The organism is Flavobacterium sp. OHVDL-2026-0007 (genome assembly GCF_059882335.1).
Genome location: NZ_CM187612.1, coordinates 1,122,195 through 1,148,799, shown reverse-complemented (window position 1 = coordinate 1,148,799; position 26,605 = coordinate 1,122,195). Strand labels below are relative to the sequence as shown.

Here is a 26,605-nt window from a genome sequence, read left to right as displayed (position 1 = left end):
ATGAAGGTTGCCTTATTCATACCCTGCTATATAGATCAGTTTTATCCCAATGTGGGTATTGCCACTTTACAACTGCTAGAAAAGTTGGGATGTGATGTGACTTTCCCCCTGGAGCAAACCTGTTGCGGTCAGCCTATGGCCAATAGTGGTTTTTCAAGTTTGAGTAAGGGTTGTGATGTCAATTTTGTGAAGAATTTTGCTGGTTTTGATTATATCGTAGCCCCGTCAGGAAGTTGTGTATTGCATGTGAAAGAGCATTTACATGACGCTGAGCGTCCTACTGAAGCGGCGCATATTCGCAATACGGTTTATGAACTCACGGAATTTTTAACCGACATCTTAAAGGTAGAAAGCAGTACGGCTCGTTTCCCTTATAAAGTAGGTCTACACAATAGTTGCCACGGACAAAGAGGATTACATCTTTCTTCGATGACTGAAAGAATGCTACCTGAATTTTCAAAGCCGGAGCAATTGTTGAAAATGGTGGATGGCATTGAACTCAGTAAACCAAAACGCGCTGATGAATGCTGTGGTTTTGGCGGAACTTTTTGCGTGTTTGAAGAAGCAGTAAGCGTAAAAATGGGTAAGGATAGGATACAAGAACACCAAAGTAATGAGGTGGACTATATCACAGGAGGAGATACCAGTTGTTTGATGCATCTCGAAGGATTATTAAGAAGACAAGGCAGTAAGGTGAAAACCATACATATTGCTGAGATTTTGAATAGTTGCTTATAAAAAAGAAATAAAATTAGTCTCTGATAAAGAGTAAAAAGAATATAAAAAGTATGACGGTAAAACACGCTGATTTAGCGGAAAAGTTTATAGCTGACGAGCCTAGAACCGATTGGCACGACGAAACTTTGTGGTTTGTTCGTGAGAAGCGGGACAAGGCTGCTCATGGTTTACCGGAATGGGAACAACTAAGGGAATGGGGATCACAGATCAAAAACCGTACGTTGTCCAATCTTTCCAATTATTTAAAAGAGTTCGAAGAAAAGGCCACAGCTAATGGCATTAAAGTACATTGGGCTGCGGATGCTCAAGAACACAATGTGATCGTTCATAACATCATCAAAAAGCACGGTATTGAGAAAATTGTCAAGAGCAAGAGTATGCTTACCGAAGAATGCCATTTGAATGAATATTTGCAAGAGCAAGGGATAGAAGTGGTGGACACGGATCTAGGGGAACGCATTGTTCAATTTAGAAAAGAACCACCAAGTCATATTGTGCTGCCAGCAATTCACTTAAAAAAGGAGGATGTAAGCGCTACTTTTCATGAGCATTTACAAACCGAAAAAGGGAATAATGATCCTCAATATTTAACAGAGGCAGCCAGACAACACTTGCGTAATAAGTTTGTAGAGTCTCAATTAGCGATCACGGGGGTCAATTTTGCAATAGCAGAAACTGGAGGTTTTGTGGTTTGTACCAATGAAGGTAATGCGGATATGGGAGCGCATACAGCCCCTGTACATATTGCCTGTATGGGCTTTGAAAAATTAATTCCAAAGGCAGAGCATCTTGCGGTGTTTTTGAGGTTATTAGCCAGAAGTGCAACCGGTCAACCCATTACCACCTATTCGAGCCATTTTCACAAGCCCAGACCCAATCAAGAAATGCATATTGTCATTGTAGATAATGGGCGTAGCAAACAATTGGGAAGGGAAGATTTTAGAAATTCGTTAAAATGCATTCGCTGTGCGGCTTGTTTTAATACTTGTCCAGTGTACCGTAGAAGTGGTGGACATAGTTATCATACAGCAGTGGCTGGACCGATCGGTTCGATTTTAAATCCAAATTTGGATATGAAGGCCAATGCAGATTTACCTTTTGCCTCGACCTTATGTGGTAGTTGTACCAATGTCTGTCCGGTAAAAATTAATATTCACGAGCAGTTGTGGAAGTGGAGACAAGTGATTGTCAACGAAGGGTATGTAGAGACCAGTAAGAAATTGGGCATGCAGGGAATGGATCTAGTGTTGTCGAATCCTAAAGTCTATCGTGCCATGGGAAAAATGGGAAGATGGGTGATGCGTTTTTCTCCTTTTATGGTCAACAATAAATTTAATGTTTGGTTCAAACATAGAGAAATGCCAGCAGCCCCTAAAGAATCTTTTAGGGAGTGGTATTTGAAAAATGGTAAAAACCAAAAATAAAACAGCAGAGAAGCAGCGTATATGAGTGCAAGAGAAATTATATTAAATGCAATAGCTTTTAACCAACCTGAGTTGGTTGAATTGCCTATTATAGATATAGCGAGTGTTATTGATTACCAGGATGCTTATGTACAATTTAAAACAGTTCTAGAAGGTATTGGTGGCAAAGTAGAGTTGATTTCGGATGTAGCGGTGCTGAAAGCACAATTGATAGCCGACAAAGACAGTGAAAATTTTGTGGTAAATACAATAGCAGCACTAGGAGATACAGACGAGCAAGTGGCTTTTCTCTCTGCGACAGAATTAGAAAAAGTAGAAAAAGCCTATATTAGTGGCACGGTGGGCGTAGCTGAAAATGGTGCGGTCTGGGTGTTTGAAAGCCAGATGATCAACAGACTACTTCCTTTTATCTGCCAGCATTTGATTTTGGTCATTGAGAAAAAAGACATTGTCAATACGATGCATCATGCTTATGAAATAGTAGAGGTAGCAAAAGAAGGCTTTGGCGCTTTTATAGCAGGACCTTCTAAAACGGCCGATATCGAACAGTCCCTAGTCATTGGAGCACATGGGGCAAGAAGTTGTACCGTGTATGTAATGGAGTAAGGGGATTTTTGGAGATTAATAAGAGAAAGTATAATATATAATAAAAGTAATAAAATGAAACTAATACGATTTGGAGAAGTTGGAAAAGAGAAACCGGGTATTTTAGTAGGAGAAAAAAGATTTGATGTTTCTTCTCTAGTAACGGATTACAATGAAGCATTTTTTGAAGAAAATGGATTAGAAAAATTAAAAAAAGCATTAGAGAGTAATCCTGTATTACCGGAAGTAGATGCTTCGGTTCGTTTGGGTTCTCCTGTTGCGAGACCTTCTAAAATAATCTGTATTGGATTGAATTATGTGGATCATTGTCACGAAACTAATGCTCCAATTCCAGCAGAACCTATCATTTTCTTTAAATCGACTACTTCTTTATGCGGACCAAATGATAATCTTATCATACCAAAAGGTAGTGAGAAAACTGACTGGGAAATTGAATTAGCCTTTGTAGTAGGTAAAAAAGCGAGTTATGTGGAAGAAGCAGAAGCTTTAGATTATGTAGCGGGTTATGCTTTGCTTAATGATTATAGTGAAAGAGCTTTTCAAATTGAGCGTGGTGGACAATGGGCAAAAGGAAAAGGGAGCGATACATTTGCCCCACTTGGACCCTTCTTGGCAACCCAGGATGAAATAGCAGATGTGAATAATATACCAATGTGGTTAACAGTTAACGGGAAGAAATTCCAAAACAGTAATACCTCTAATTTGGTTTTCAAAATACCGTTTTTAGTACATTACCTAAGTCAGTTCATGACATTGCTACCAGGCGATATCATTAGTACAGGTACACCTCCAGGAGTTGGTTTAGGAATCAAACCAGAGCCGATCTATATCAAAGCAGGAGATGTAATTGAGTTAGGTATGGATGGTTTAGGTAGTAGTAAACAAGTTGCCGTAGCGTATACAAAATAGCCTAAGATTCACAAACAACTAAGAGCAGTGCTCAATAGCGTGTTTATAATGTTGTTTGTGATCTTAATGGAATAGGAATAGCGAGAAATAAGTATTTCTCTGATCTTAATAGAAAAACGATTTAGTAGCCTGTAGTTGGTGGTAATCGATATTTATTAAAACTGCAAAATAAACTGCTATTGAAGCGGCTTGACAGTATGAGTACAAATAGAAAATAAATATTGAGTTTAAAAGTTTAGCAATAATTAATTAAATAATAAATATGGGTAAGTCATTTTTCTTTTCACTTCTTTTATGTAGTACGTTGTCGTTTGCACAAGAAGTAAATATCATTCCACAACCGGTTAGTGTTGTACGTAACACCGAAAATTTCGTGATTAGTTCACAAACAAAATTGGTGGTTGCCAATGCACAGGATAACGCAACAGCAGCTTTTTTGAATGATTATTTGTCAGATTATTATGGATTTTCTTTGCCAATTGTAAAAAAGGCAACTGCAAACAGCATTAGCTTGGTAAGCCAGAAAGGTATTACTGGACTTAAGGGAGAAGGCTATAGATTTAAATCAAGTAAAAAAGGGGTTGAAATTATCGGAAATTCTCCTCAAGGGACTTTCTACGGTATGCAAACATTGGTTCAATTATTACCAGTGGAAAAAAGCAGTAATCTAACCATTGCAGCGGTAACAGTGAGTGACGAACCTCGTTTTGAATACAGAGGAGCTATGTTGGATGTTGCACGTCATTATTTCCCAGTAGCCTTTGTTAAAAAATATATTGATTATTTGGCTTTACACAAAATGAATTATTTTCATTGGCATTTAACTGAAGATCAAGGATGGAGAATTGAAATCAAAAAATATCCTAAACTTACTGAAATAGGTTCTAAAAGAAATGGATCTATCGTAGGAAGATATCCAGGTAAAGGAAGCGATAATACTCCAGAGGGTGGTTTTTACACGCAAGAAGAAGTAAAAGACATTGTGAAATATGCTTCAGAGCGTTTTATCACGGTAATTCCAGAAATTGAGATGCCAGGTCACAGTAGTGCTGCTATTGCTGCTTATCCAGAGTTGAGCTGTTTTCCAAACGAAAAAACGGTTATTCCAGCCAATATGATTTCGGAAAGAAGCAAACAAGAATTAGCCGCTGGTAAAACGAAACTGGTTCAAGAGACTTGGGGTGTTTTTACTGATGTGTATGCGCCAACAGAATATACGTTTAACTTTTTACAAGATGTTTTGGATGAAGTGATTGCTTTATTCCCTTCAAAATATATTCACGTAGGGGGTGATGAATCGCCTAAGGATGCTTGGAAAAGAAGTGAATTTTGTCAGCAGATGATTAAAGAAAAAGGCTTGAAGGACGAACACGGTCTTCAAAGTTACTTTATTCAGCGTATGGAAAAATACATCAATAAGAAAGGTAGAACTTTAATTGGTTGGGATGAGATCCTAGAAGGTGGTCTTGCACCAAATGCCATCGTAATGAGTTGGAGAGGTGAAGAAGGTGGAATTGCAGCAGCAAAAGAAAACCACAAAGTAATTATGACTCCTGGTAGCCATGTTTATTTAGATCATTCACAAACTAAAAATGATAAGGAAGTGACTATCGGTGGATTTTTACCATTGGAAAAAGTATACAGCTATGAGCCAATTCCTAAAGAGTTGAACGCAGAACAAGGAAAACTTGTTTTAGGAGCTCAAGGAAATGTGTGGACAGAGTATATGGCGAATCCTGCAAAAGTAGAATACATGATCTTCCCACGTTTGAGTGCTTTAAGTGAAGTACTATGGTCTTCTAAAGAAAGTAAGAATTGGTCGCAATTTCAAACGAAAATTGAAACCATGAAAAAAAGATATACGATTTGGGGTGCTAATTATTTCAAAGAGTAATCACAACATAATCTAATAAAGACAGTTCATTTGAACTGTCTTTATTTTATAGGGTCGAATTTTTCAGTTGTAAAATTCGACTAACATCAAATCAATTATGATGTAACGATTTACTTAAAATTCAAAAATAGAAATAAATGAAAAAAGTAATTTTATCTGGAATGTTGCTCTGTGCCATGCTTTCGCAAGCGCAGCAAGCGGTCCATATTATACCACAACCGGTAAGCATTGCTATCAAACAGGGTAGTTTTGTTATTGACAACAACACGGTGGTTAAAATTCAAACTAAGGACAAAGAAGCAGGCAAAGTAGTGCATTTCTTTACCGAGTATGTGAAAAAAGTGAGTGGTTTTGAATTAAAGAATCAAAACAGCAAAGGAAAAGCGATCGTTTTTAGCATCGAAAAAAATAATGAAATAGGAGAAGAGGGCTATTTACTATCGGTAAATCCAAATGAGATTACCGTTAAGGCTAATACTTCAAAAGGATTGTTTTATGGGGTACAATCCTTATTACAAACTATGCCTTTTTCAAGAACGAATGCCGTGGTCGAAATTCCAAGTATGGACGTAAAGGATTATCCTCGTTTTGGATGGAGAGGAATGATGTTGGATGTAAGTCGTCATTTTTTTGCACCTGAATTGGTAAAAGAATTTATCGATCTATTGGCTACTTATAAAATGAATGTTTTTCATTGGCATTTAGTAGATGGAGCAGGATGGCGTTTAGAAATCAAAAAATATCCTAAATTGACACAACAAGCTGCTTGGCGTGTAGATGATTGGGGAAAACCTTGGAACTGGGCTGAAATTGAATTTAATGCCGATAGAAGTAAAGCTACTTATGGAGGTTACTATACACAAGAGCAGGCAAAAGATATCGTGGCTTATGCTGCGGCAAGAAATATTACGGTAGTACCTGAGATCGAGATGCCAGGACACTCTGAGGAGGTTATGGCGGCTTATCCTGAACTGTCTTGTAATGCGAAGAATAGTTTTGGACAATCTGGAAACTTCTACGCTAGTAAAGTAGAGAATGCTTTTTGTGCTGGAAATGATCAGTCTTTTACCTTTTTAGAAGATGTATTGAAAGAAGTGATGGAGATCTTCCCTTCAAAATATATTCATGTTGGAGGGGATGAAGTAGACAAAACAAGTTGGAAAACGTGTCCGAAGTGTCAGGCTAGGAAGAAGAACGAGCAATTGAAAGACGAAAATGAATTGCAGAGTTATTTCATGCGCAGAATGGAAAAATTCTTAGTTTCGAAAGGTAGAAAAATGATTGGTTGGGATGAGATCCTAGAAGGTGGATTAGCTCCTGAGGCTACAGTGATGAGCTGGAGAGGTGAAGCTGGAGGAATTGAAGCAGCTAAAATGGGACATGATGTTGTGATGACGCCAGGTTATCCACTTTATTTTGACCATTATCAAGGAGATCCTGAAACAGAGCCTGCAGCAATTGGAGGATTTAATACGCTGAAGAAAGTATATAGCTATGAGCCGATTCCTGCAGAATTAACAGCAGAGGAAGGTAAGAGAGTTTTAGGTTCACAAGCGAATTTATGGACCGAATACATTCCAACAGCTGAACAGGTAGAATACATGATTCTTCCTCGTATGCCGGCATTGGCAGAGGTACTATGGTCTACCAAAGAGCAGCGTAATTGGAATAATTTTACAGATCGTTTGCAACCACATTTAGTTGGTTTTGAGCAAAAAGGTTTGCACTATTCTAAAGGAAACTTCAAAGTAGACATTAAGCCTATTGTAGAAAATAACCAACTTTCTATTGCCCTTGAAACAGAAAATACTGAAGGCATAGTGTACTATACAACAGACGGAAGTATACCTGACGCGGGAAGTACTAAATATGAAAAGCCTTTTGTTGTGAATACTTCTATGACGGTAAAAGCCATCATGGTATTGCGCGGAAAGGTAATGAATACAAAACCTGCTGAACAATCCTTTACCTTTAATAAGGCTACTGGAAAAGCGGTGACCTATGCAAATCCTTTTAGCCGTTACTATGCAGCCAATGGTGTTAATACACTATCGGATGGTTTTAGAGGTACTAAAGATATCGGTAAACAATGGCATGGATTCAATGGTAAAGATGTAGTAGCTACAATCGATTTGGGTGCTAGCACTTCTATTAGTAGCATTAGCTTGGGTTGTATTCAAAATTGGGGTCAATGGGTATTTTTACCACAATGGGTAAAGTTTGAAGTATCACAAGACGGCGTTACTTTTAAAGAAATAAAAACAGTTGCCAATACAATTCCTGCTACAGGTAGAGATACACAATTAAAAGATTTTACAGCCAATTTTGCTGAGCAAAAAGCGAAAGTGATTCGTGTTACAGCCAAGAATTTAGGGGAGTGTCCAAAAGGTCACCCTGGGGAGCATGAAGCTGCTTGGTTATTTGTAGATGAAATTATGGTACAGTAATATATAAGTAACGCTTAACAGCTTTAAGTTTCCTTTAGAAGGTGGTAGTATAGCTGAAAATTAGGTTAAGGTCTAATCGAAATAATAAAGCATATTCATTGGAAAAAGGAAAAAGTAGAAACGAGTTAAGATAGCAGTATTTTAACTCGTTTTTTTTGTTAGCATGCAAGAAGGACTAGCAGTTTGTTTTTGGGCCGATTGTCATGACGGGTTCGTTTCTGGACCCATTTAGTAAAACTTAATCTTAAATATATTTTAAATCATGAAACGTAAAGTAATTCTGTTACCCCTGTTCTTATTGGCAATGAATGTATCGTTTGCACAAAAAGAGGCAAAAAGTAAAACAATAGTAAAATTTATGACCTTCAATATCTATCATGGAGAAACCATGAAAGGTGATTTTAATTTGGATGTAATTGCCAAAGTAATTAATGATGCCAATCCAGACTTTGTAGCCCTGCAGGAAGTGGATTTTAAAACCAACCGTGCTAAGAAATATGACTTAGTGACGGAACTAGCTATTAGAACAAAAATGAGTGGTCTTTTTGCCAAGTCGATGGATTTTGATGGAGGAGAATATGGGGAAGGAATTTTGTCAAGACACTCTATTGTTTCTTCTCGAAATGTCAATTTGCCTTATACTAAAGGGAACGAACCTAAAAATGCAGTGGAGATAGTTTCGGTACTTCCCTCTAAAGATACCATTGCTTTTGTGGGGACGCATTTGGATTATAAAAAAGAAGAAACGGATCGAACTAATCAAGTAAAAAAAATCAATGAGGTATTTGCAAAAAATAAATACCCAACCATTCTAGCAGGAGATTTGAACTCGTATCCAGAGAGTAATCCGATGAAAATTTTATTAGAGAAATGGGGAACATCCTATGATGAAAAAAATCCGCTAAAAACTTGGCCATCTGATAAACCAACCGATACAATTGATTACATCATGTTCTCGCCTAAAAAGAAATGGAAAGTGTTAAGTAAAGAAGTTATTGATAATGCAGTGGCCTCTGATCATCGTGCCTACGTCGTAACATTAGAACTTCAAGATTAAAGAACGAAGGCCTCTACACTACAAATTGTAGATATTCAAGTTTCATTTGAAGTTGTTTTTAACACAATAAGAAAGATGACTTGCAAGTAGTGTACTAGCAGTAAATAAAATTTTAAACTTCCAAAAATCAAGTGATTTTGGAAGTTTTTTTGTTTCTAAAATGAAGTTGTCCTTTTTTAATTTGACATTAAAATCTGTTTTTTTTTTTGAATGTTCTATAGAGGATTAGTTGGATGTATAAATGCATAGGTTACTGTTATTGAAAATTGAACTTGCACTTGCAAGTTATAGGATTAAGGTATTACTTTGTTTTAAATTATACTTTTGTTCTGGTTGATAAGGCTGGTTGTCTGTTTATTACGGATTTTTGACCAAGTCGAATATTGAAAATAGAGTTGTTTTCAAAGCGGATGCTACCTTACAATATTCATAAAATAATGAGTAGAGATTGGTATGTTTATTAGATTTCAGTATTCAAGTGTAGTTCAGGTTTTAGTAAATCTACTTGAAAAGCCATGTTTTATATGTTTAACTAAAAGATTGAAATGACCACAAAAGATAATATTTTAAAAACGTTGAAATCTAACAAGCTGGAGCTTTCGAAATTAGGTGTTCGAAATGTTGGTTTGTTTGGTTCTTACATTCGAAACGAGCAATCCAGCGAAAGTGATATTGACTTGCTGATTGATTTTGAACCGGATAAAGAAAATTTTGATAATTACATGGCAGTTTATGATTTGTTTGAAAAACTGTTCAAGAACGAAAAAATTGAGGTCGTTACTAAAAACGGCTTAAGTCCATATATTGGCCCGAAAATTTTAAATGAAGTGCAATATGTTTAATGACCCAAAAGAATAAACTACTACTACTACTACTACTACTACTACTACTACTACTACTATTAAGGACTTGTCATTCCTATGTACTCTAAAAAAATAGTATTCAATTAACATTTTCTTTCGACCGAGCTCGAGTAATCAAGTAATTTTTCTATGTATATATAATGGAATAGAGTTTATTGTATTCTATTCGTAATCAGAAAAATATAGTTGAATTGTTTGAATTGATCTTAAAAAAAAATATATTTGTTTATATGTATGAACATATGAAAAGTGATCTAGTCCAGTATAAAGAGGCCAAGAGTATTGATATGTTTAAAATCTAGTATTCGTTGATTGATAAAATAAAAGTAGTGAGCCTTATAAAGTTTGCGCAAATCTAATTAGTATAAAAAGGTATGAAGAAAAGAATAAGAATACTTTTTGTCGCCCTAGTTGTAACATCAGGAGCATTTGCACAAGAGCAAAATAGTAATCCAATTAATTCAAAAGTAACTGATGTATGGGTGGTATTTAAAACCCACTTTGATTTAGGATTTACGGATTTGCCAGAAAATGTTTTTAAACGTTATCGAGAAGAGATGATGGATAAGGCTTTGGGAGTAATTGAAAAAAGTAGAACCTTACCTAAAGAAAAACAATTTGCTTGGACTGTACCGGGCTGGCCACTTCAAGCGCAAATATTAGGACCTTTACAGAATCCCGAGCGCAAAGCTAGGATAGAAAAAGCCATTAAAGAGGGACTAATTGCAGTGCATGGATTGGCTTTTACTACGCATACCGAGTCACTGGATTATGAGGATTTGGTTCGTGGACTTGGGTATTCCTCTCAGATTAGTCGTACTTATGGACTTCCTTTGCCTATTAGCGCTAAAATGACGGACGTACCAAGCCATTCTTGGGTATTGCCTTCTTTGTTGCATCATGCCGGTATAAAGTTCTTGCAATTGGGTTGTAATCCCGCTAGCCAGTATCCACGTTTTCCAGAATTGTTTTGGTGGGAAGGCGCAGATGGTTCGAAGGTATTATGTAATTATACAGCGCTATACGGTTCTGATATTAAACCAACCAAAGGGTGGCCTAGTAAGAATTATTTGGCCATGCAAATGACGGGTGATAATCATGGACCTCCTTCTGAGAAAGAGATAGATGATTTATTGGTATATGCCAAAAAAGAGATGCCTGGGGTAAAAATTCATTTTGGAACCCTTGATGATTTTGCTAAAGCCGTTTTGGCTGAAAATCCCGATCTGCCTACCGTAAAAGGAGATACACCTGATACTTGGATTCAGGGATTACTTTCAAATCCTCAAGAAACAAAAATAGCACGAAACATTCGTCCTTTAGAATCAGTGCTGGATGGACTGCACACCCAAATGAATATTTGGGGTGTCGATAGTGGATCCATATCAGGAAAACTGGCCAAAGCCTATGAGCAAAGCCTTTTGTATGCGGAGCATACATGGGGGATGAACGCCGAATATGGTCCACGCTATAGCTATGGTGAAGATTGGAAAAAATGGATGGCAGAAGCGGCAGCAGAAGCCCTACCTGAAAATGGAGATTACGCCACATTAAAAAATAGTGATGCAAGAGAAACCGGAAGAGGAAGTAAGGGTAAATGGTTGAAGTCATACGACCAAAAACGTCAATACATACGCAATACCAATACCCTAGTTAGTGAAGAACTAAAAGGTCATTTGGATGCATTGGCAAAGTCCGTAAATGTTCAAGGGAAACGTTTAGTAGTCTACAATCCATTGCCTTGGAAAAGATCAGCAATCATTGAGAACCCATGGAAAAAAGGATCCTCTTTTTATGTGAAAGATATTGAAGCCTCGGGATATGTTACTTATTCTCAAAAGGAATTAAAGGAACTAACCCTTACAAAGGATACCCAAACAGCATTTGAGACCCCTTATTTTAAAATTGTTTTTGATCTCAGCCGAGGTGGAATAGCCTCATTAATTGAGAAAAAAACAGGTCGTGAATTAGTGGATCAATCGTCGAAATATGCAGTAGGTCAGTTTTTGCACGAGCGCTTCAGTACCAATGAAGTAGATCAATGGTTTAATGAATACAGTCGAATTAAAGACGGTTGGGGATTAAATGATCTGGGTAAACCAGGTATGATTAAAGCTGAAAAAGCACCTTATTTGACCTTTACCCCTAATGATTGGAAAATTGCAGTTACGCATTCAGAAGTGGCCGATATCGCCACTTTAACAGCAGTGGATACGAAAGGTTTTGCAAAGGGGTATACCTTAAGTTTTACCTTCCCACGAACTGCGGCCTATGTAGATGTAGAGTGGTTTGTTACAGACAAAACAGCAGACAAACAAGCTGAGGGCGGATGGCTTTGTTTTCCTTTTTCAGTTCAGCAACCTACTTTCACTGTGGGGCGCCTGGGTGGGCCAGTTAATCCCTCAACAGACATTATTTCGGGAACCAATAAATATTTGATGGCTGTCAATTCGGGAGTTTCTATTACAGGGCAAGACAAGTCAGGGGTGGCAGTAGCACCCATAGATTCTCCTTTGGTGAGTCTTGGGGAACCAGGCTTATGGAAGTTTGCTTTGGAACACGAACCTACAATACCTGCGGTATTTGTTAACATATACAACAATATGTGGAATACCAACTTCCCTTTATGGCAAGAGGGTTCCTGGAGTGAAAAGGTTCGTATCTGGCCAGTGGATAAACAAAGCAAGACAGTGCCTAATTTGGTTCAAAATGCCTGGGAGGCTCGTTTGCCTTTATTAACAGGAGTTGCTGAAGGAATGGAGGGTAAGTTACCCTTAAAAAAGAAAGGTATTGCGATTTCAAGAGGCGGTGTTTTACTAACGGCTTTTGGTGAGAATCCGGATGGGAAAGGCACTATTTTGCGTTTGTGGGAACAAGGTGGTAGCTCAGCAGCGGTACAGGTTACCTTACCTAAAGGAGCTGTATTTACACAAGCAACACCTGTCAATCTGCGTGGTGAAGTAATAGGGAAATCCATTAAAATTATCAACGGATCGTTTGCTTTCGATCTCAAAGCTTATGCACCTGTGAGTTTTGTTTTGAATTAAACGTGAAATTAAAACTAAAAGTAAAGCAGGTATGATTTTTTTCGATTAAAACAAAACAGCTAGGTGGATCAAGTTGGGCATAAAGCAAACTTGATCACCAATAGGCATTTTAGAACCTGCGCTATATTTAGCTATTTTTGTTCGCTTTCGAGTGTGGGTGCTGAATCCCAATCAGCTTTTTTTGGAGAGACGTACTAAGCGAACAATTTGATAGATGGCGTGATTTTTTACAGACAAAGAACGCACTACTTCAGGGATAGCTTGCATAGGCATTTCGCATAAGTAACCAAACTCCAATGATGAAATCACTTTAGCATGTTTCGAAATGATTTTCTTGATGCTCGTGTTCGGTACAGGTACTTCAACATAGACGAGATAAAAGCCCTCTGAATAATCTAAAGGAGAAGCTAGAGACTGAAGTAATAAGTCGTACTCTTTATTTTGCATATGGGATAAGGTTTTAAAAGTTAATTGCAAAGAAAATTTATTTCTCAAAGACAAGGGTCTCTGGTTTTACCCCGAGATGGAGTAGTAATTCCGTGATGTTTTTTACAAATTCATCGGGCCCACACAAATAGAAATGTTGCCCGAAGTCGATAATATTTTCAATTAGGAAATCGCGATCAATGCGACGTCCAACAAATCCAATAACATGCTCGCGTGTAAAAACTTTGATAAAATCGGTTTTAAGCATTTCTTGCAGCTCTGCGTCTAGAATAACGTCTTCCGATGTTTTGTTGCAATAAATAAGTTTGTTCCCATCGAGTTGTTTTTTGGTATAAAGATTTCTAAAGATGGAAACAAAGGGCGTGATGCCGGCTCCGCCTGCAAGAAAAACTCCTGGCCCCTTGTATTGAATGGCCCCAAAAGGATCACTTATCAGAAGTTCCGCTCCCTCATTGGTTTCCCCAAGTTTATTGGTAACCCCATCATGATCGGTGTATATTTTGATCATAAATTCTAGATGGTCATCTTCTTTTAAACAAGTAAAAGTAAAAGGGCGAACCTTATCTTCCCAGCCTGGAAGGTTAAGAGCAACATCGGTTGCTTGTCCAGGGATAAAATCATAATGGGTGGGTTTTTCCACCACGAAGCACTTCACATCATGGGTAATGAAAAATGCGTCCAGAATTTTAACTACATAAGTACTCATATCCAATATTTTTAATATTTATTATTTTACCTGTTGTATAAAGATAAGAAATAAGTACTGAAGCCTTACAGAATAAGTTAGTAGTTTGTTGAAGAATAGTGTTTTAGTGTTTTTTTTGCTTAACGGGGGGATAAAGTAAAGGTAAAAAACACTTAGGGTATGGGACAAGCCTATTTTGTTGGGGTTAATTAGCTTGTTGGGTCGGGGCGTGACTTTCTAAAGGAGAATTATCCGACTGATGAAAAGGAGGTAGAGGGTGTTGTTAGAGCTGAGCAGCAGACAGTATTCGGTATTAAACTCTGTTTTAACGCAAGCTAGATTAATACTTTTTTCATTAACATCTAATAGGGAGGTATTGAACACTGAAAAGAACCCCTTAGAGTAAAGGCAGTGTTGTTTCTCTTTCTATGAGGCTGGTTTTAATAATTCGAGTGGTAAATTCGATTTGTTGGTCACTTTCTAAACGCTGGATGAGCATAGAGGTAGCTGTTTCTCCAATATATTTACCATGTTGGCTTATAGTGGTTATGCTTGGACTAACGTGTTGTGGCAATTTTCCATTGGTAAAACAAACCATAGACATTTCTTCAGGAATTTTGTAATTCATGCATTTGATCAACTGTAAACATTGGATCGCTGAACTTTCTTCAAGACATAATAAAGCATCAATGCTTTTGTCTGAAAGAATGATTTTCATGGTGGTTTGAATGTCTTCTTTTTTGTTGATACGTACTATTATTTTTTCGTCGATCTCCATGTTATGATCCCTAAGAGCTTGTTTGTATCCTTCAACTCTTAATTTGCCCACACTTAAGTTGTCCAAAATAGACACTACGGCAATTTTTTTACGAGCCGTTTGGATTAGATGAGCGGTAGCATGTCTTGCTCCTTCAAAATCATTGACAATAACTTTATCGCAGTTAATTTCATCTGCTACACGATCAAATAAAACAATAGGTACATGCTGATCGATCGCGTCAATTAAATGAGCGAAATCCTTTTTGATTTGGGTTTCTTCGGCTATAGAAATAATGAAACCATCAATGGTACCACTTTTTAATAGTTCCACTGTATTGACCTCTTTATCATAGGATTCGTTAGAGATACACGAAATTAAATTATAGCCTAATTCGGTGGCTTTTTCTTCTATACCCACAAATACTTCTGTAAAAAAGCTATTCATAATATTAGGGATAATAACCCCTAATGTTTTGGTTTTTTTATTAAGTAGACTTAAGGCTACTTTATTGGGTTTGTAGTTGTGAGTTTTGGCAAAATCTTTGATTTTTTCCTTTGTTTTGGAACTGATTTCATGGCTGTCATTTAATGCTTTGGATACGGTAGCGATAGAGACATTAAACTCGGCTGCGATTTTTTTTAATGTTATTCTATTGTTCATTTTACAGGCTTGCTTACTTGGATTCAATTTTAAATATTTCGCTAAATTAGATTTTATTCGAAGGTATTCTGTGCTCGAGAACACTAATTTATGATTTTTTTATTAGAGGTCTTACTCTTTAAGTCAATTTTAAATTTATTATGGTGTTTTCCATGCAGTTACTAGCTTTTTTAAGTAAGGTTTTACTGCTGAAATTATGTGAAATTCGCCCCGAATTAGTGAAAAACAGAAAAGTTACTTAAACCTTTAAGTAACTTTTTTAAGAAAACTTAATTGGAAATAAATATTTGTAAGGTGTTGGTTTTGTTCGATTTAGTTGGGGGTTATATAAAGTGTTATTTTTACATTTTTTAATTAGAATCTTTTAATAATTTAACATTTTTTTTAGTAAATATTACTTAGTAATGTATTTTTATAAAAATGTTTGTGAGTTTCTTTTTTATGAAAGGGAAAATGGATCGGAATAGGCTAAAGTTCAATTTTAAATAAAAGAAAACATTTTTTTTTTGAAAGAAGATACGAACGGTCCATTGCTTAAAATAGTGTGAGCTAAATTAATTCCCTTTTAGAAAAAGAAAAGAAACAAAAAGTGTATGAATCATTTTTACGTACAATAACCAAAGCATTTAACTAACATAAACCAAAAAAAAATTCATGAATACTTTACAATTAGCCGATTACTTAGTTTTTCTTGTCTATTTCTTTATCGTAGCAGGATATGGGTATTCCGTTTATATGCGAAAAAAAACACAATCGATTTCTGCCTCTCATGATTACTTCTTGGCAGAAGGCTCTTTGACTTGGTGGGCCATTGGAACCTCTTTGATTGCATCGAATATTTCCTCAGAACAATTCATTGCTATGTCAGGAAATGGATTCAAGATGGGATTGGCTATTGCTACTTATGAATGGATGGCAGCTTTGACTTTAATCATTGTAGCGGTGTTTTTTATTCCGGTGTATTTAAAGAATAAAATTTATACCATGCCGCAGTTTTTAAGTGTGCGATATAATGAGAATGTAGCGATGATTATGGCTGTTTTTTGGTTGTTGCTTTATGTGATTGTGAATTTGACTTCTATACTTTATTTGGGGGCTTTAGCCATTAACGGTATTTCAGGAATTCAAATTGATTTGTGCATGTATGGATTAGCGTTTTTCTCGATTATTATTGCATTAGGTGGAATGAAAGTGATTGGTTATACAGACGTAGTTCAGGTTGTGTTTTTGATTTTTGGAGGTCTAGTAACCACCTATTTGGCCTTAGACAAAGTAGCAGAATTAAACGGACAACACGGTATGGTACAAGGATTCAATTATATGCTGAATCAATCCGGGGACCATTTTCATATGATCTTTAAAAAAGAAGACGCCAATTTCCCAAGTTTACCAGGTTTAACGGTATTATTTGGAGGGATGTGGATTGTCAATCTAAACTATTGGGGTTGTAACCAATACATTACACAGAGAGCTTTAGGAGCGGATCTGAAGACGGCTAGAAGCGGAATTCTATTCGCTGCTTTTCTAAAATTATTAATGCCCGTTATTGTGGTTTTACCTGGGATTGCAGCTTATGTGATCTATACAAAAGGGGGATTACAAACGGAAATGTTGGGTCCTGATGGCCTGATCAATCCTGATCGATCTTATCCAGTATTGCTGAATTTATTGCCTGTTGGATTGAAAGGATTGTCATTTGCGGCCTTAACTGCAGCGGTGGTAGCTTCCTTAGCCGGTAAAGTGAATAGTATTTCCACCATTTTTACGCTGGACATTTTCAAGAAGAAGATTGAGGTGAACGCCAGTGAAAAGAAGATGGTACAGGTAGGGAAAATTACGGTAGTAGTGGCTATGCTTGTTGCGGTGATTATAGCACCCTTATTGGGAATAGACAAAAAAGGAGGATTCGAATTCATACAGGAATATACAGGATTTGTAAGTCCAGGAATTTTTGCGATGTTTATTTTAGGATTCTTTTGGAAGAAAACAAGTTCTAATGCGGCGATGTTTGCCACTATTGGAGGATTTGTATTATCAGTTGTATTTAAGTTTTTACCTCATGTTATGAATTTGGAATTCCTAAGCTCTACCGGTTTTGCGACCTTGGTAGAGCAAAAGGATAAAACAATGGCTTATGAGATTCCCTTTTTGGATCGAATGGGTTTTGTATTTGTGATCTGTGTTTTATTGATGATTGTCATCAGCTTATACGATGCGAAGAAGGGGCTTAAAGCAAAAGGACTGGAGATTGACACTAAGATGTTTCGAGTTAGTAATGGTTTTGCTGTAGGGGCGATGATTATAAGCGGCGTATTAGTGGCCTTATATTCTATTTTCTGGTAGTATTAGTAGCCGTGAGCAGGCCGTGTAATATCCTCAGGATGAAAAAAAAATAGTATAAAGACAGAATAAATAACAGTAGAACCAGTAGAACTTTAAATTGATTTTCGACAAGTGGGGAATAAACCTAAACCCACTCTAAATAAAAACTATTAACCTAAAACCAATTAAAACATGACAAAAGACAGCACTTGACTTGAACTGCCTATTTGGGATTAAATAAAAAATTGAGAGGCGTTCGAGGCCTCCCAATTTAAAGTTCTTCTCAATACTCTAGCAGTAGAATTCTGAAAGAAGCCGCTAAAATAGCAAAAACTTCTTCCAGAGTAGAATTTACCATAGTTAAAAATTTAAAAAATATTTTTTATGTACAATAAAAAGAAAATCATTTTTATGGTTATGGCATCACTCGCTCTAAATTCAACGGTTTTAGCAAACGCTATACCGGTGAATATGAATGGGGTAGTGATCAAAGAAACGATGGATGGAGAAAAAAACAAATCTTCGGAAGCAATGCAGGACGTTAAAGTTTCTGGTGTCATTGTGGATGAAAAAGGCGTTCCTATGGTGGGAGTTAATGTTCTTGTTAAAGGGACTACCAACGGGGCAATAACCGACTTAGATGGCGCTTTCTCATTAGAAGCACCGGAAAATGGTTCATTGGTCATCACGTATATCGGTTACGAAACACAGACTTTGTCCATCAATGGCAAGAGTTCCTTTAAAATTAAATTAACGCCCGATTCAAAATCCTTAAATGAGGTTGTGGTAGTAGGGTATGCTAGCCAGAAAAAGAAAAACATCACCGGATCTGTGGTAACTATGAAAGTTTCGGAAGATATACGATTAGCGGCCACTACATCTGCAGGAAATATTCTTGCGGGGCGTATGGCAGGGGTTAATGTTGGTATTCCTGGAGGTATTCCAGGTAGCCAGCCCTCAATTACAATTCGTAAGGGCTCTTCCTTCAATGACCAAAATGTGCTTTATGTAATTGACGGAGCCATTAAAGGCTCAGGAGATTTTAACAATCTAGCGCCAAATGAGATAGAAACAATTACGGTACTTAAAGATGCTGCTGCTGCAGCCGTATATGGATCTCGTTCGGCCGGTGGGGTAATAGTGGTGACCACTAGAAAAGGAGAAGTTGGAAAAATGAAAATTGATTACTCTTACAGTTATGGTCAGGATTCTAGATTAAAAGGGAAGTCTTTGACTTCAGCTGTAGAGTTAGGACAACTATATAATCGTATGTATCCTAGTACTGATGCGGGTTATTATACGCAAGCTGATTTTGACCATTTGAAAACAATTAATGGTGGTTATGGTTATGATCATCTTAAAGAACTTTGGAAAGCACCCTCTATTGAAACTCAGAATTTTGGTCTTAGTGGGGGTAGCGATAAAATAAAATACTTTGCTGGTATCTCCAATGTGAAAGACAAATCATTTTTAGAATCGTATAAGTATGAAAAAACAAATGTTCGTTTTAATACGACTGTAAAAGTTACCGATAATTTGCAATTCTATGCGGGAATGGCTTTTAGTAAAACGCATAATACCGCAGATCACTTGGAAGGTTCTGATCCTATGTATCAAAAATTGAGTGTTTGGCAGCCTTGGCAACCTTTTCTTACAGATGGAGGAAAGTTCACTTATACAGGATGGGCGTATGGAAACCCAGCTGGTGAATCTAAAAATATGGGAGGTTATGAAACCACTGATACCTTTAAACCCGATATGAACCTTAGTTTGACGTACAAGATTCCTTATGTTACGGGTTTAAGTGCTAAAGCAACTTATATAGCTTCATGGACCAATTCACATAATGATGAATATGGAAAGTTTTATCCATTGGCGGTACTACCTCAAAGTGCAAATGGCTACATCGTAGATACAAGAGATGCTAATATTATCAGATATGCAACAACAGCTAACTTTACCAATCCTTATCTATACAAAAAGGCATCTTGGAGTAACGACTATCAAGTGAATTTGCAGTTGAGCTATGATCGCACTTTTGATAAACATGCGATTCAAGGAACATTGGTATATGAAAAATTCGAAGCTGGTGGTGCAAGTGTGTATGGTCAAAGAGAAAAAAATCCAGTATATACCACAGATCAATTCTGGGCATTTAGTAATGCAAGAGCAGATACTGCTGCAGGTGGAGACACTAGTTATTTAAATGGGCGTAAATCTGTTGTAGGACAGTTTTCTTATGCGTATGCTAACAAATATTTAGTGAGTGGATCCTTCCGTGAGGATGGTTCTATGAATTTTGCTAAAGGGAATCAATGGGGGTTTTTCCCAGCAGGATCTGTGGGATGGGTTATTTCGGAAGAAGGTTTCTTTAACAAAAACACAGTTAGTTTCTTAAAACTACGTGCCTCCGCTGGTCTTACTGGTAATGATGCAGTAGGAGGATGGCAATGGCAGAATTCATACAAAAAAGGGGATGTTGCTTATTTTGGAACGACTCCAACGCCTTCAGTAGGAATTTACTATGGTGACATCATCAACCCTAATATAACTTGGGAAAAATCATTGAGTTATAACTTTGCTATTGATGTGGAATTCCTTAAACATTGGAACGCAACTTTAGAACATTACATTCAAGATACTTACGATATTTTAGGGGCAAGAACCGCCAGTGTACCTACTTCTTTTAGTGGTACTCTTCCAAAAGAAAATTACGGTGAAATTAAAGCTAGAGGAATCGAATTTACGTTAGGGTACAATAACCATATTAACAAGTTGAATTATTATGGAAACGTCAATGTGACTTATGGTTGGAACAAAGTAATTACACAAGATTATGCCACTAACGCACAGGAGATTGATATTCCTGTCGGAAAAGAAACTAATAGAATTGTAGGCTATTCAGTGGATCAGTTTTTACGTTCAGATGCGGAAGCAGCTGCTTTTAATGCCGCTCATCCAGGATATAAAATTGATGGATATACACCCAAAGCAGGTATGATTGTATATAAGGACATCAGCGGTCCTAATGGTACTCCAGATAATGTGATTAACTCTTATGATAGGGTGACTATAGCACCTAATAATAATCCAGTAAATTTTGGATTGAACTTAGGGGGAAGCTACAAAGGATTCGATCTTGATGTAGTGTTTTCTGGTAGCGTTGGGTCGTTAAAATCCAATAAAGATTTAATGAGTGGTGTAGAGATTCAAAGAATGTATAGTGGTCTAGTAAATGATAGCTGGACTCCTGAAAATCCAAATGCTTCATTGCCTCAACTTTTACCATTATACAATAGTGCTTCTTCTATTTACAGAGACTACGATTCAGATTTCTGGTTCAAAAAGAATGATTATGTGCGTCTAAAATTCTTAACATTTGGATACAATTTCAAAGAACTTTCTCGTATTAAAGAGATTAATAATTTGAAAGTGTTTGTTACCGGATCAAATTTATTTGTGATCGGTGGCTTCAATAAATATTGGGATCCACAACTAGGTAACTCTGTTGGTTATCCTATAATGAGATCATTAAGTGCAGGTTTAAATGTTGGTTTCTAAATTAGTATATGATGAAAAATAGTACAAAAACAATAAAAATGAGAAAGATATTAACTTTAGTAGCCTTAGGTTTTGTTGGAGCACTTGCTGTCACTTCTTGCCAGTTGGATTACGAAAATACGGATGCCATTACACCTGATAATGTATTTAGTGATCCTGTGATGATTAAGGCCTATGTATCAGATATACATGGTGGTGAGATGCCTGGTTGGCCCGTGAACGGGGACGGGTCAGATGAAGCGGCTAACAAGCCCACTTCAATGAGTAATTATTTGCGTGGAATCCTTGATGCGCAAGGAAATGGCGCGGCAGGTGAGTTCAGTTATAAATTTATTGAAAGGATCAACTTTTTTCTTGAAAAGTTACCTACGATAACGGTTTTATCGCAAACAGAAAAAGACCAATTAGAAGGTCAAGTTTTATTTTGGAGAGCTTGGGACTATTGGAATAAAGTTAGATCTGTTGGAGGTGTTCCTTTGATACTAAAATCACAAGATATAAATAACAGAGAATCTTTATTTGTACCAAGAAATAAAACATCAGAGTGTGTCACTCAGATTATCGCCGACTTAGATGTTGCGATTGCAAAATTGCCAACTACTTGGACTGGTGGAGACTACGGGAGAATTGATAGATTAGCTGCTGCTTCTTTAAAAGGAAAAATCTTGATGTGGTATGCAAGTCCACTATTCAATCCTTCAAATGATCAAGCACGTTGGCAAACAGCATATGCAGCTAATAAAGCAGCAGTAGATATGTGTGTGGCTGCGGGTAAAGGATTGGTGGCTAAATATGCAGATATCTGGCAATCCGAAAATAACAAAGAGGTGATTATGGTCAATCAATTTTATTTCCCTGACCATACTTTCTTCAATGGAGGACCACGTCCAGAACCGTTGACTAAAGATTTGTCGAACCAAAATCAACCTTATTTACCATTGCTTACTGCCTATCCAAAAAAGGACGGTACAGCCTTAGTATTTAATGCGGCACAGGCGGGGACAGATAGTTTTGATCAACAATTTATGACCGATTTGTATACAAATCTTGATGATCGCTTTTATGCCACTATTTTCTGTCCAGGAACTATATATCCTTCAAAAGAAAATATTGATGGTGTGTTGCAAGGAAATAAGAGATATTGGAGTACTTATGAAAATAAGGCAGGCTTCAATAGTAGTATGGCTTATTTGGAAACAGGAGTTGGAGTGGGGACGGCTGCTGTAGCTGGATTTCACCCGATAAAAGGGATCGATCAAACTATTGGAAAAGCAACAGTTTACAATGCTGGTTTGGACTGGGTAGAGTTGCGTTTTGCTGAAGTATTGATGAACTATGGAGAATGTGCCAATGAAACAGGGAAAACTGCAGAGGCTTTAGATGTATTGACTAAGATCAGGCAAAGAGCAGGTGTTACTGCTGTCAATGGTGGTATCACTGCTACTGCTCAAACGGATATCAGAGAGGCTTATATTAAAGAGCGTTTTGTTGAGTTCGCCCTTGAAGGAAAACGTTTTGGAGATTTAAGACGTTTAAAACGTTTTGATATTTTAAATGCTCTAGGTTCAAGATCAGCTATCAAAATAGTCATTAAAGATAATGCCGATGTTGCAAATTTTGATTATACAAGTGATATGAAAAATGCTGCCACACGTGCAAAATTCAAAATCCAATATCTTCAAAGTTTTGATGGTAATCCAACGGAATGGAAATTCAATTTGAGTTTGACGCACTGGTTTTATGCCATCAATATTAATGATATTAACAGAAATGCTAAAATAGAGCAAAACAATGAATGGGGCGGAACTTTTGACCCATTGAAATAAGTAAGCTTGAAGTATTGGGATATTTGATTGTAGTCGAATTGTCCTAATGCGTTTAAGTAAAAAATGGTGGTTTTTTTTTGTTTGTAACCGTTAAATCTGCAAAGTCTGCATTCTGTCGTGGAATGCGGACGGAGCAGATTTGATGTGTTATTTAAGTAGGAAAAAAAAGTACTCTTTAAAAGGGGCTATGTGGGTTGTTTTAGAAACTGATCAGTGGCTTGTTAGGGATGTCGATAAAGGAATATTCAAAAAAGATACAAGCGATAATGTAACGCTAGCGTATGTTTTTTGAAAGACCAGAAGTAGGAATTCAATTAAAGTTATGGTTGCTAAAAAACAAGTTCCTATAGTATTAGAAGAGAGATAAGGCGTATAATGGAGAGGGCAAATGGAGTTGTCGAAAGCTTGTTTTGGGCAAATGAGAACGTTTACGAACTGTTAATAAAAATGAAAGAGGATAACTTTATGGAAGGGTTTATTTGAACTGGAATTTAGAAAAAGTTAAGAAAAAGTAAAGATGGGCAGTCTGGTGCAGTAGGTACTTCGTGTTTTTGTAGCTTGAGCCCAAAAACATCAGGTTATGCGAATACTCAATAAGATGTATGGATCAGTAAGTAATGGTAGGGAATAGATTTTAATTGTAAGAATAAATGAAAAAGAATTTTGAATTAAAAATAAGGTGTTTTTTTGTAGCGGCAGGGCTATTATTGATTTCAGCTGTTGCACAAGCGCAGGAGCATACCAACGCCTTTGACGATTTAAACCGTCAAGGGATGGTTAATGAATCGCAATCTGTAATGAGAATTAAAGCCTCACAAGAGGAAGTCAATAAGCTTGTAAAGGAAAACCCTAAGCAAGGTTACTTTTGTTTTACGGAGAACAGAAAAAACGATATCCGTTCTAAACTTTTTCTTCCAAAATCTTGGATAGAACGCAAAAAAGAGCAAAGAACTATTTTTACAGATGATCTTAATGCGGGTGAATTTTTTACCTTTCAGATTGGGGTCTTTGCGCCCTCTGTGAATTTAGAGAATGTAAAAATTACTTTTTCAGATTTAAAAAATGAAAAAGGCGATAAGATAAAAGCAGCTTCTTTTACCTGTTTTAATTTAGGAGGAATCGATAAAAACGGAAAATCCTTTACCAAGGCAGTTTCGGTTCCTAAGGGAGAATTACAGGCTTTCTGGATTGGATTGGATACACCGACTTCGGCTGTTGGGACCTACAAAGGAACGCTATCGGTAAAGCCAGCCTATAAAGAAGCTACTAGTATAGCCATAGAATTGGTAGTGGACGCCAAAACGATAGCGAACCATGGGGAGAATGAAGGTTGGCGTAAGAGTCGTCTTCGTTGGTTAAACTATGAAGGGGGAACAGCCAATACACCAACAAAACCCTACATCCCAGTAACGGTTTCAGCCCAAACCATTAAATATCTTGGAGGTGAAATTCAGCTTTCGTCTATGGGTTTACCAAAAAACATTACAACCCATTACAATCAAAGTAACCAATTGGACAAGTCGATATCCAATCCGATTTTAAGCGATGAGATTCGTTTGGTAATTGAAACTAAAAACGGCGCAGAAATACTGAAGTCACAAACTACAAAAATAGTAGAGTCTGACCAGACTCATGCGCGTTGGCAAACCATTTCAAAAAGTAAAAATTTCGAACTGATTTGTACAGGTGATTTTCAGTTTGATGGTTTTTGTGATTTCAATATTCAGTTAAAATCACTAAACAATACGGACATCAAGGATATTCGTCTTGAAGTGCCTTATACGGAAAAATCGTCCACTTATATGATGGGATTAGGACGCTCGGGAGGTTTTAGAACACATGAGAATTTTAATTGGAAATGGGACACAACAAAAAATCAAGATAAAATATGGATTGGAGCCGTTAACGCTGGTTTGAATTTCAGGTTTAAAGATGAGCATTTTGTGCGTCCACTTGTCAACGTGTATTATGCGTTAGGAAAATTAAATTTACCTACTTCTTGGGGCAACAGTGGTAAAGGCGCTATTTCGGTTACTGAAAACAGCAACAAAGCCTTACTTACTGCCTATAGTGGAGAAAGAATGCTCAGCAAAGGGCAACAGTTGTATTATAATTTTGAAATGTTGATAACGCCTGTAAAGCCTTTAAATTTATATGCAGAAGCCACAGAGCGTATCTATCACTCGAATTCGGATTTGAGTAATAAATACCTTGCGGAGGCCAAAGAAGCAGGAGCGAATTACATTACCATTCACCATAAAAAAGATGTTTACCCTTATATTAATTATCCTTATCATGATGCGTCTGTTGGGGATATGGCCAAATTTATTCAAAAAGCGCATCAGGAGAATATCAAAGTACGTGCGTATTATACCACTCGTGAATTGACCATTCATACGCCGGAAATCTGGGCTTTAAAAAGTTTGGGATCTGAAGTGATTTTTGATGGTCCGGGAAAAGATACTAAAACCTTAATTCATCCTAATGGACCGGATAAATGGTTAGTGAATAACTTTGATGGAAATTACATCCCTGCGTGGTACAACGCATTCAATGAAGGTCCTTACAAAGGGGAAATGGACATTTCAGTCATTACTACTCCAGATTCTCGCTGGAACAACTACTTTTTAGGAGGTTTGGATTGGATGGTCAACAATATTGGATTAGATGGTTTTTATATCGATGATAGTGCCTTAGATCGAAATACATTGCAAAGAGCCAGACGAATTTTGGATGCAGATGGTAAACGTAGAATTATTGACATGCACTCTTGGAATCACAATAATCCGTATGCAGGTTTTGCTAATTCCATACAGTTGTATATGGACTTATTGCCTTATGTAGACAGAACTTGGTTAGGTGAAAGTTTTGGTGATGAGCACAGTTCCGATTTTTGGTTGGTGGAAATGTCTGGAATACCCTTTGGAATGATGAGTGAAATGCTTGATGCACGCAATCAATTCAGAGGAATGGTTTTTGGCATGTTGCCACGAATTCCGTGGAGTGGAAACCCAAAGCCTTTATGGCATTTATGGGATGGTTTTGGTATGAAAGAGGCTCAAATGTATGGCTATTGGGATACCAATTGTCCTATAAAATCGGATAATCACAATCTGCCAACAACAGTTTACATCAACAAAAATACGGATAAAGCCCTTGTAACTATTGCCAACTGGAGTGAGGCTGCTCAAAAGGCCAATTTTAGTATAAATGAAAGTGTTTTAGGTTTTAAACCCACTAAGATATCAGCGCCAGAAATTGAAAAGCTACAGGCTGGAATTAACAAAATTGATTTGAAAAATATTGGAGAAATCAAAGGGAAATCGGGATTGATACTATTGCTTGAAAAATAAAAAAGA

16 protein-coding genes are annotated in these 26,605 nt (G+C 37.0%); 13 read left to right on the top strand and 3 right to left on the bottom strand.

The window, feature by feature from the left end; translation table 11 throughout:
- From AC51AA_RS04610 to AC51AA_RS04570, 9 genes are all read left to right on the top strand, one after another.
- Positions 1-738, top strand: coding sequence for a (Fe-S)-binding protein (locus AC51AA_RS04610; protein ID WP_500704554.1), 738 nt, complete (start codon positions 1-3; stop codon positions 736-738).
- A gap of 50 nt (positions 739-788) precedes the next feature.
- The gene (locus AC51AA_RS04605) at positions 789-2,162 is read left to right on the top strand and encodes a lactate utilization protein B (protein WP_500704553.1); all 1,374 of its coding nucleotides are present in this window, start codon (positions 789-791) and stop codon (positions 2,160-2,162) included.
- A gap of 21 nt (positions 2,163-2,183) precedes the next feature.
- On the top strand, positions 2,184-2,768 hold the full coding sequence (locus tag AC51AA_RS04600; protein ID WP_500704552.1) for a LutC/YkgG family protein: 585 nt from the start codon (positions 2,184-2,186) through the stop codon (positions 2,766-2,768).
- A gap of 54 nt (positions 2,769-2,822) precedes the next feature.
- Positions 2,823-3,677 (top strand): fumarylacetoacetate hydrolase family protein, encoded by an 855-nt coding sequence (locus AC51AA_RS04595; RefSeq protein ID WP_500704551.1) that lies wholly within the window; start codon positions 2,823-2,825, stop codon positions 3,675-3,677.
- Between the two features lie 262 nt (positions 3,678-3,939).
- A complete protein-coding gene (locus tag AC51AA_RS04590; RefSeq protein WP_500704550.1) occupies positions 3,940-5,571 on the top strand; it encodes a beta-N-acetylhexosaminidase in 1,632 nt (543 codons plus the stop codon).
- A 137-nt stretch (positions 5,572-5,708) separates the two neighbouring features.
- The gene (locus AC51AA_RS04585) at positions 5,709-8,018 is read left to right on the top strand and encodes a glycoside hydrolase family 20 protein (protein WP_500704549.1); all 2,310 of its coding nucleotides are present in this window, start codon (positions 5,709-5,711) and stop codon (positions 8,016-8,018) included.
- Between the two features lie 262 nt (positions 8,019-8,280).
- Positions 8,281-9,075: an endonuclease/exonuclease/phosphatase family protein gene (locus tag AC51AA_RS04580; RefSeq protein WP_500704548.1), complete on the top strand. Its 795-nt coding sequence runs from the start codon at positions 8,281-8,283 to the stop codon at positions 9,073-9,075.
- A 545-nt stretch (positions 9,076-9,620) separates the two neighbouring features.
- Positions 9,621-9,917 carry a nucleotidyltransferase family protein gene (locus tag AC51AA_RS04575; RefSeq protein ID WP_500704547.1) on the top strand — a complete coding sequence of 99 codons (297 nt, stop codon included), beginning with the start codon at positions 9,621-9,623 and terminating at the stop codon, positions 9,915-9,917.
- Between the two features lie 395 nt (positions 9,918-10,312).
- Complete coding sequence (locus AC51AA_RS04570) at positions 10,313-12,985, top strand: glycoside hydrolase family 38 N-terminal domain-containing protein (protein WP_500704546.1); 2,673 nt, start codon at positions 10,313-10,315, stop codon at positions 12,983-12,985.
- Positions 12,986-13,156: 171 nt separating this feature from the next.
- Here the strand turns inward: AC51AA_RS04570 and AC51AA_RS04565 are convergent, their stop codons facing one another.
- From AC51AA_RS04565 to AC51AA_RS04555, 3 genes are all read right to left on the bottom strand, one after another.
- Positions 13,157-13,432 carry a hypothetical protein gene (locus AC51AA_RS04565; RefSeq protein WP_500704545.1) on the bottom strand — a complete coding sequence of 92 codons (276 nt, stop codon included), beginning with the start codon at positions 13,430-13,432 and terminating at the stop codon, positions 13,157-13,159.
- Positions 13,433-13,469: 37 nt separating this feature from the next.
- Positions 13,470-14,138: an FAD-binding oxidoreductase gene (locus AC51AA_RS04560; RefSeq protein WP_500704544.1), complete on the bottom strand. Its 669-nt coding sequence runs from the start codon at positions 14,136-14,138 to the stop codon at positions 13,470-13,472.
- Positions 14,139-14,514: 376 nt separating this feature from the next.
- Positions 14,515-15,537, bottom strand: a complete 1,023-nt coding sequence (locus tag AC51AA_RS04555; RefSeq protein ID WP_500704543.1) for a LacI family DNA-binding transcriptional regulator — start codon at positions 15,535-15,537, stop codon at positions 14,515-14,517.
- Between the two features lie 654 nt (positions 15,538-16,191).
- Between AC51AA_RS04555 and AC51AA_RS04550 the strand changes: the two genes are divergently transcribed.
- The 4 genes from AC51AA_RS04550 to AC51AA_RS04535 all read left to right on the top strand — a co-directional run bounded on the left by AC51AA_RS04550 (position 16,192) and on the right by AC51AA_RS04535 (position 26,599).
- A complete protein-coding gene (locus AC51AA_RS04550; protein WP_500704542.1) occupies positions 16,192-17,880 on the top strand; it encodes a sodium/sugar symporter in 1,689 nt (562 codons plus the stop codon).
- Between the two features lie 363 nt (positions 17,881-18,243).
- Positions 18,244-21,420: a SusC/RagA family TonB-linked outer membrane protein gene (locus AC51AA_RS04545; protein WP_500704541.1), complete on the top strand. Its 3,177-nt coding sequence runs from the start codon at positions 18,244-18,246 to the stop codon at positions 21,418-21,420.
- 38 nt (positions 21,421-21,458) lie between these two features.
- The gene (locus AC51AA_RS04540) at positions 21,459-23,246 is read left to right on the top strand and encodes a RagB/SusD family nutrient uptake outer membrane protein (RefSeq protein WP_500704540.1); all 1,788 of its coding nucleotides are present in this window, start codon (positions 21,459-21,461) and stop codon (positions 23,244-23,246) included.
- A gap of 650 nt (positions 23,247-23,896) precedes the next feature.
- Positions 23,897-26,599 (top strand): hypothetical protein, encoded by a 2,703-nt coding sequence (locus tag AC51AA_RS04535; RefSeq protein WP_500704539.1) that lies wholly within the window; start codon positions 23,897-23,899, stop codon positions 26,597-26,599.
- Positions 26,600-26,605: the final 6 nt, after the last annotated feature.